This is a genomic window from Glutamicibacter uratoxydans (genome assembly GCF_006539925.1).
Classification (GTDB): Bacteria; Actinomycetota; Actinomycetes; order Actinomycetales; family Micrococcaceae; genus Glutamicibacter; species Glutamicibacter uratoxydans.
In genome coordinates this window covers 97,728-103,743 of record NZ_BJNY01000014.1, presented here as the reverse complement: position 1 = coordinate 103,743, position 6,016 = coordinate 97,728, and the positions used below count along the sequence as shown (strand labels likewise).

At 66.8% G+C, this 6,016-nt stretch carries 5 protein-coding genes; all 5 read right to left on the bottom strand.

What is annotated here, in order from left to right:
- The coding region (locus AUR04nite_RS12865; protein WP_174787884.1) for a Rho termination factor N-terminal domain-containing protein at positions 1 to 812 on the bottom strand (812 nt) is incomplete at its 3' end.
- Positions 813 to 1,119: 307 nt separating this feature from the next.
- Positions 1,120 to 2,052 (bottom strand): homoserine kinase, encoded by a 933-nt coding sequence (thrB, locus tag AUR04nite_RS12860; protein WP_141365653.1) that lies wholly within the window; start codon positions 2,050 to 2,052, stop codon positions 1,120 to 1,122.
- A gap of 149 nt (positions 2,053 to 2,201) precedes the next feature.
- Positions 2,202 to 3,302: a threonine synthase gene (gene thrC / locus AUR04nite_RS12855; RefSeq protein WP_141365651.1), complete on the bottom strand. Its 1,101-nt coding sequence runs from the start codon at positions 3,300 to 3,302 to the stop codon at positions 2,202 to 2,204.
- 1 nt (position 3,303) lies between these two features.
- On the bottom strand, positions 3,304 to 4,593 hold the full coding sequence (locus AUR04nite_RS12850; RefSeq protein ID WP_141365649.1) for a homoserine dehydrogenase: 1,290 nt from the start codon (positions 4,591 to 4,593) through the stop codon (positions 3,304 to 3,306).
- Positions 4,594 to 6,015 (bottom strand): diaminopimelate decarboxylase, encoded by a 1,422-nt coding sequence (gene lysA / locus AUR04nite_RS12845; protein ID WP_141365647.1) that lies wholly within the window; start codon positions 6,013 to 6,015, stop codon positions 4,594 to 4,596.
- Between the last annotated feature and the right edge of the window lies 1 nt (position 6,016).

The window sequence follows — 6,016 nt, the reverse complement described above, 5'->3', positions numbered from 1 at the left end:
CCTCGGTCCTGGTTGCGCTCGTTGCGGTCGCGGCGGTTGTTGCGCTCGCGGCGGTTGTTCCGGCGCTCTTCGCGCTGCTCGCCATTGCGCTGCTCCGACTCGGCGCCGGCTTCTGCCGGGGCCTGCGCTGCGGCTGCTTCGGAGTTTGCTTCGCCAGCTTCAGCCTGCGCGGCGGCCTCGGCCTTGGCGGCGCGGGTGTTGCGGCGCTGGCGAGGTGCGCGGGCGGCGGCTGCTTCCTGGCCGGACTGCGCCTCGGCGGCGTCATCTGCCTGCGAAGGGGCGGCTTCGGTGCTCTCGGCGTCCTGCGCAGCTGCAGGAGTTGAGATCTTGCCCGAATCGGTGACGCGGCGCGATGGGCGGCGGGTGCGGGCAGGCTTTTCGGCCTTGGCCTCTGCAGCCGGTGCCTCGTCCTTGACCGCTGCGGTCGCCTCGCCGGTCACTGCCGGGGCGGCCTCAGTTTCAGCCTTTGCTTCGGACTTGGCCGAGCGGCGGGTGCGCGTCGACTTCGTTGCGCTCTTCTTGGCCCCAGCCGCATCTGCCGAAGCGGCCTCGGTCGTCTCTTCGGCCTTGGCGTCGGCCTTCTTGGCGCCGGCAGACTTGGCCGCGGCGTCCTTGGCAGGAATGGATCCACCGCGCTGGTGGGTTGCAATGGCTGAGACCAAGTCCGCCTTGCGCATGCGCGATCCGCCGGTAATACCGAGCTGCGAGGCAAGCTGCTGCAGCTGGGTCATCTTCAAAGAGGCCAGACCGGCGCTCTTGGTATCGGAAGTCTTGGTGTCCACGCCTTCATTCAGGCTCGTGGTTTCGGTCACGAAAGTTCCTTCTGACTCGTTGTTTGGGTGCCCTCAGGCAGCCCACTGTGCCGTAATTGAGGTGTTGCAGCGAAGAAAATGGCTGTTCCACCGCCCGGCCCGCCATCAAGGTACAACTGTTGATCGCGGAAATCCGGGATTGAAAACTGATATCTCGACGGCACGACTGTGCATGAGTGTGGGATATCAAAGGTGCTGCAAACTGCAGAAAATTCGGAACGGCTTGAAGAAGTAAGCACTTCCCTTAGCACTCGCCTGTTGGTTCATCACCGGGGTCAAACCCGCATGATCCGAGACTGCTTTGGTGCTACAGCACCTCTACTGTAACACCCTTGGTGGCAAGTGATGGAACTTCGACCCTCCACGACACCGTGGATTGTGCGCTGAATCGCTGAATTTGCTCGACGGCGCGCGCCGCCTGGTCCTCGTCGGCAACCAGCGTCATGACGGTCGGTCCGGCACCCGAAACTACCGCTGCCAGTCCCACGGCGCGCAGCTGCGCGATCAGTTCTGTGCTCTGCGGCATCGACGCGCCACGGTAGGACTGGTGCAGGTAGTCCACGGTCCCGGCCAGCAGGAAGGAAGGGTCGTTGCTCAACGCGTGGATCAGCAGTGCCGCGCTGGCGGAATTCGCTGCAGCCACCGAATGCTCGACCTGAGCAGGCAAAACGCCGCGCGCCACCTCCGTGGACAGGCCGTTGGACGGGATCGCGAGCACCGCGCGGACCTGCTCGTGCAGCGGAACCAGGGCCGTAGAGAAGCTGCCGTCGGGGTTGGTGGTGGAGATGCTCAGCCCGCCGAAGACTGCCGGGGCGACGTTGTCCGGATGCCCTTCCCAGGCGGCCGCCGCCTGGAAGACCGCCTGCTGTCCCCCGCGTGCGTGCTCTGGCAGCAGTGCGTCGGCGGCGGCATAGGCGGCGACGATCGCGGCGGCGGAAGAGCCCATGCCGCGGGCGTGGGGAATGTTGTTTTCGGCCTGCAGCTCGATGCCCACCGGCGCGAAGCCCCGGGCCGCCCAGTACTTGTACATTTCGGCGATGATCAGGTGCGAGGCGTCCTTGGGCAGCGACTCGGCGCCGTCGCCGGAAATCTGCACGCTGGTGTGCTGGCCGGTGCGAATCTGAATGCGGTCGCGGAATTCGAGTGCGAGCCCCAGGGAGTCGAATCCCGGGCCCAGATTGGCGCTGGTGGCAGGCGGTTCCACGATGAGCTGCTGTCCGGCGGCGATCTGCTGTTCCATCTGGGGTTCCTTAGTAAAAACTTCAGTAAATAATTCGGCCGCGAGGCAGGCCGGGGATGAGAGTGCGAAGCCCGCCGCCTGCCAAGATTCAGGCAGGCAGCGGGCCGCGGAGTTGCTGATTAGTGCAGGGCTTGAGTGAAGACCCAGCTTTAGTGAAGACCCAGGGCGGTGGCAACTTCCACCACGTCGAAGGCCACCTTGGTCGGCTCGACCTCGGTGCCGTCGGCCTGCTTCAGCGCCCAGTTCGGATCCTTCAGTCCGTGGCCGGTCACGGTGATCACGATCTTCTTGCCGCTCGGCACATTGCCGGCTGCATGGTGCTTGATCAAACCTGCGACGCCGGCGGCGGAGGCAGGCTCCACGAACACGCCTTCGCGGGAGGAAAGCCAGCGGTGGGCTGCGAGGATTTCCTCGTCGGTGACCGAGTCGATCAGGCCGCCTGACTCGTCGCGGGCCGCTTCTGCCTGCTCCCAGGAGGCCGGGTTGCCGATGCGGATCGCGGTGGCGATGGTGTCAGGCTCGGTGATCGGGTGGCCGGCGACGATCGGGGCCGCGCCGGCTGCCTGGAAGCCCCACATGATCGGGGTCTTGGTGGCCACCGGTGCCAGGGTGTCCCCCGCGGCGTTGGTGTACTCGGAGGCGTACTCCTTGTAACCCTTCCAGTAGGCGGTGATGTTGCCCGCGTTGCCCACCGGCAGCAGGTGGTAGTCGGGGGCGTCGCCCAGGTAGTCCACGACCTCGAAGGAGCCGGTCTTCTGGCCCTCGATGCGTGCAGGGTTCACGGAGTTGACTAGGAACACCGGGTAGTTTTCGCTCAGCTTGCGGGCCACCTCGAGGCAGTTGTCGAAGTTGCCGTCGACCTGCAGCAGCTGCGCGCCGTGGGCGATGGCCTGGGAGAGCTTGCCCATGGCGATCTTGCCGTCCGGCACCAGCACGGCGCACTTCAGGCCGGCCTGGGTGGCGTAGGCTGCGGCGGAGGCGGAGGTGTTGCCGGTGGAGGCGCAGACCACCGCCTTGGCGCCGGCGGCCACCGCGGCGGTCATCGCCATGGTCATGCCGCGGTCCTTGAAGGAGCCGGTCGGGTTCATGCCCTCGACCTTCAGGTACACCTCATTGCCGGTCAGCTCGGACAGGGCCGGTGCGAAGACGAGCGGGGTGCCGCCTTCGCCCAGGGTGATGACCTTGGTGTTTTCGTCTACTGGCAGACGGTCGGCATATTCGCGGATGACTCCGCGCCACTGGTGAGCCACGTTAGTTTCCTTCAACTCGCATAACGGATGTAACAGTATTGACCACGTCCAGCGCCTCAAGCGCTTCGACGGTGGTGCGCAGGGCGGCTTCGGTGCCCAGGTGGGTCAGGATGCGCAGGGACGCCGCCTCGCTGCCTTCGCCGCCGTGCTGGATCATGGATTCGATGGACACGCCGTGCGTGCCGAACACATCGGCGACGCGAGCGAGCACGCCCGGCTGGTCGGTGATGGATAGGCCGATCCAGTAGCGGGTGGTGATCTGATCGAAGTCCAACAGGTTCACCGGCAGGTCCGCCGAGCCGTTGGGCAGCGGAGCACCGGCCGCCAGCTGGCGGGCGACGGCGACGACGTCGCCCATCACTGCCGAAGCGGTCGGGTTGCCGCCCGCGCCGGCGCCGTAGAACATCAGGTCCCCGGCGTTCTCGGCCTCGACGAAGACGGCGTTGAACGCGCCGCGCACGCTGGCCAGCGGGTGGCTGCGCTTGATCAGCGACGGGTAGACCCGCACCGATACGCCGGCCTCGTCCTTCTGGGCGATGGCCAGCAGCTTGATGACATAGCCTGCATCCGCCGCGGCCGCCACGTCCTCGGCGGTCACCTGGGTGATGCCTTCGGTGTGCACCTGGTCGGAGGAGACGGTGGTGTGGAATGCCAGCGAGGCGAGGATCGCCGCTTTGGCCGCAGCGTCGTGCCCGCCCACGTCGGCGGTGGGGTCGGCCTCCGCGTAGCCCAGCGCCTGGGCTTCGGCGAGCACGTCGGCAAAGGCGGCGCCGGTGGAATCCATCGCGTCGAGGATGAAGTTCGTGGTGCCGTTGACGATGCCCATGACCTTGGTGATGTGGTCTCCGGCCAGCGAGTCGGCGATCGGGCGCAGGATCGGGATCGCTCCTGCCACGGCCGCCTCATAGCGCAGCTGGGCGCCGTTGGCGGCGGCCAGCGCGTTCAGGCGGGCGCCTTCGGCGGCGATCAGGGCCTTGTTGCCGGTGACCACGCTGGCGCCGCGGGACAGCGCGCGGGCGATGTAGTCCCCTGCAGGCTGCAGTCCGCCGAGCAGCTCGATGACCACGTCGGCCTGATCGATCAGCGCGTTGGCGTCGGTGGTGAACAATTCGGCCGGCAGCTGCACATCGCGCTTCGCGTCCACGGTGCGCACGGCAATGCCGATCAGCTCCAGGCTCACGCCGCTGCGCTCGGCCAGCGCTTGGGCGTCGTCGAGCAAAATCCTTGCTGTCTGCGCTCCAACAGTGCCGGCGCCCAGCAGGGCGACCTTCAGGCTCTTTTCACCGCTCAATTAAACTCCCATGTCGCGGGCTAACAAATCTGCTTCCGTCTCCCTGCGCACGATCAGCCGGGCTACTCCGTCGCGCACCGCCACCACGGCGGGCCGAGTGAGGTAGTTGTAGTTGCTGGACAGGGCCCAGCAGTAGGCTCCGGTGGCCGGCACGGCCAGCAGATCGCCGGCGGCGACGTCCTCGGGCAGGTAAACGTCCTTCACGACTATGTCACCTGACTCGCAGTGTTTCCCAACTACGCGAGAAATAATTGCGTCGCTTTGCGTCACACGGCTGGCCAGCACGCTGGTGTACTGCGCGTCGTAGAGCACCGGGCGCGGGTTGTCGCTCATGCCGCCGTCGATGGAGATGTATCGGCGCGGATGCAGCGCCCCTGCCTCGTCTTCCACCTGCACGTCCTTGCGCACGCCCACCTCGTAGAGGGTAAAGGTGGAGGGCCCGACGATGGCGCGGCCCGGCTCGATGGAGATGCGCGGGCAGTCCATCTCCAGCTCGGAGCAGGTTGCGGAGACGACGTCTGCCATCTGCGCTGCCAGCTTCATCGGGGTGGAGGGGTGGTCCTCGGAGGTGTAGGCGATGCCGTAGCCGCCGCCCAGGTCCAGTTCGCCCAGGCTCACGCCGTGGATGTCGCGGATCTGGGCCAGGATGCCGAGCATGGTGCGCGCGGCCATGGCGAAGCCCTCGGCCTCGAAGATCTGCGAGCCGATATGCGCATGCAGGCCCAGCAGGTTGATCTGGGAAGCTTCGATGGCGCGGGCTACCGCGGCCAGCGCCGGGGAGGTGCCGGAGGCGTCGGCCAGAATGGACAGGCCGAACTTCTGGTCCTCGTGGGCGGTGGCGATGGCCTCGTGGGTGGAGGCGTGCACGCCCGGGGTGATGCGCAGCATCACATTGGCGCGCTGCCCCAGTGCATCGGCCACGCGGATCACGCGTTCCAGCTCATCCAGCGAGTCGATGACGATGCGCCCGACGCCCAGCTCGATGGCGCGGCTGATCTCCGCGGCCGACTTGTTGTTGCCGTGCAGCGAGAGGTTCTCCCCCGGCACGCCGGCGGCCTGGGCCACCGCCAGCTCGCCGCCGGAGCAGGTGTCAAGGCGCAGCCCCTCGGCGGTGGCCGCGCGGGCCACCTCGGTGCACAAAAACGCCTTGCCGGCGTAGTAGACGTCCACCCCGCCGCACAGGTCCTTGAACGCGTCGTCGAACGCGGTCTTAAAGCCCTTGGCGCGGGAGCGGAAGTCGTCCTCGTCCATGACGAACAGCGGGGTGCCGAATTCGGCGGCCAGGGCAGTGGCGTTGATGCCCTGCACGGCCAATTGGCCATCAGCGCCGCGGGCCACGCCTGCGGCCCATTCAATCTCGCGCAGCGCATTAACGTCGTTCGGGAAATTCAGCCAGGCAGGTGCCAGCGGCGATGATGCCATA

Bases quoted from the DNA above. Each gene is read 5' to 3' on its own strand.
- thrB (WP_141365653.1), bottom strand. From the start codon at position 2,052: ATGGAACAGCAGATCGCCGCCGGACAGCAGCTCATCGTGGAACCGCCT.
- lysA (WP_141365647.1), bottom strand. From the start codon at position 6,015: ATGGCATCATCGCCGCTGGCACCTGCCTGGCTGAATTTCCCGAACGAC.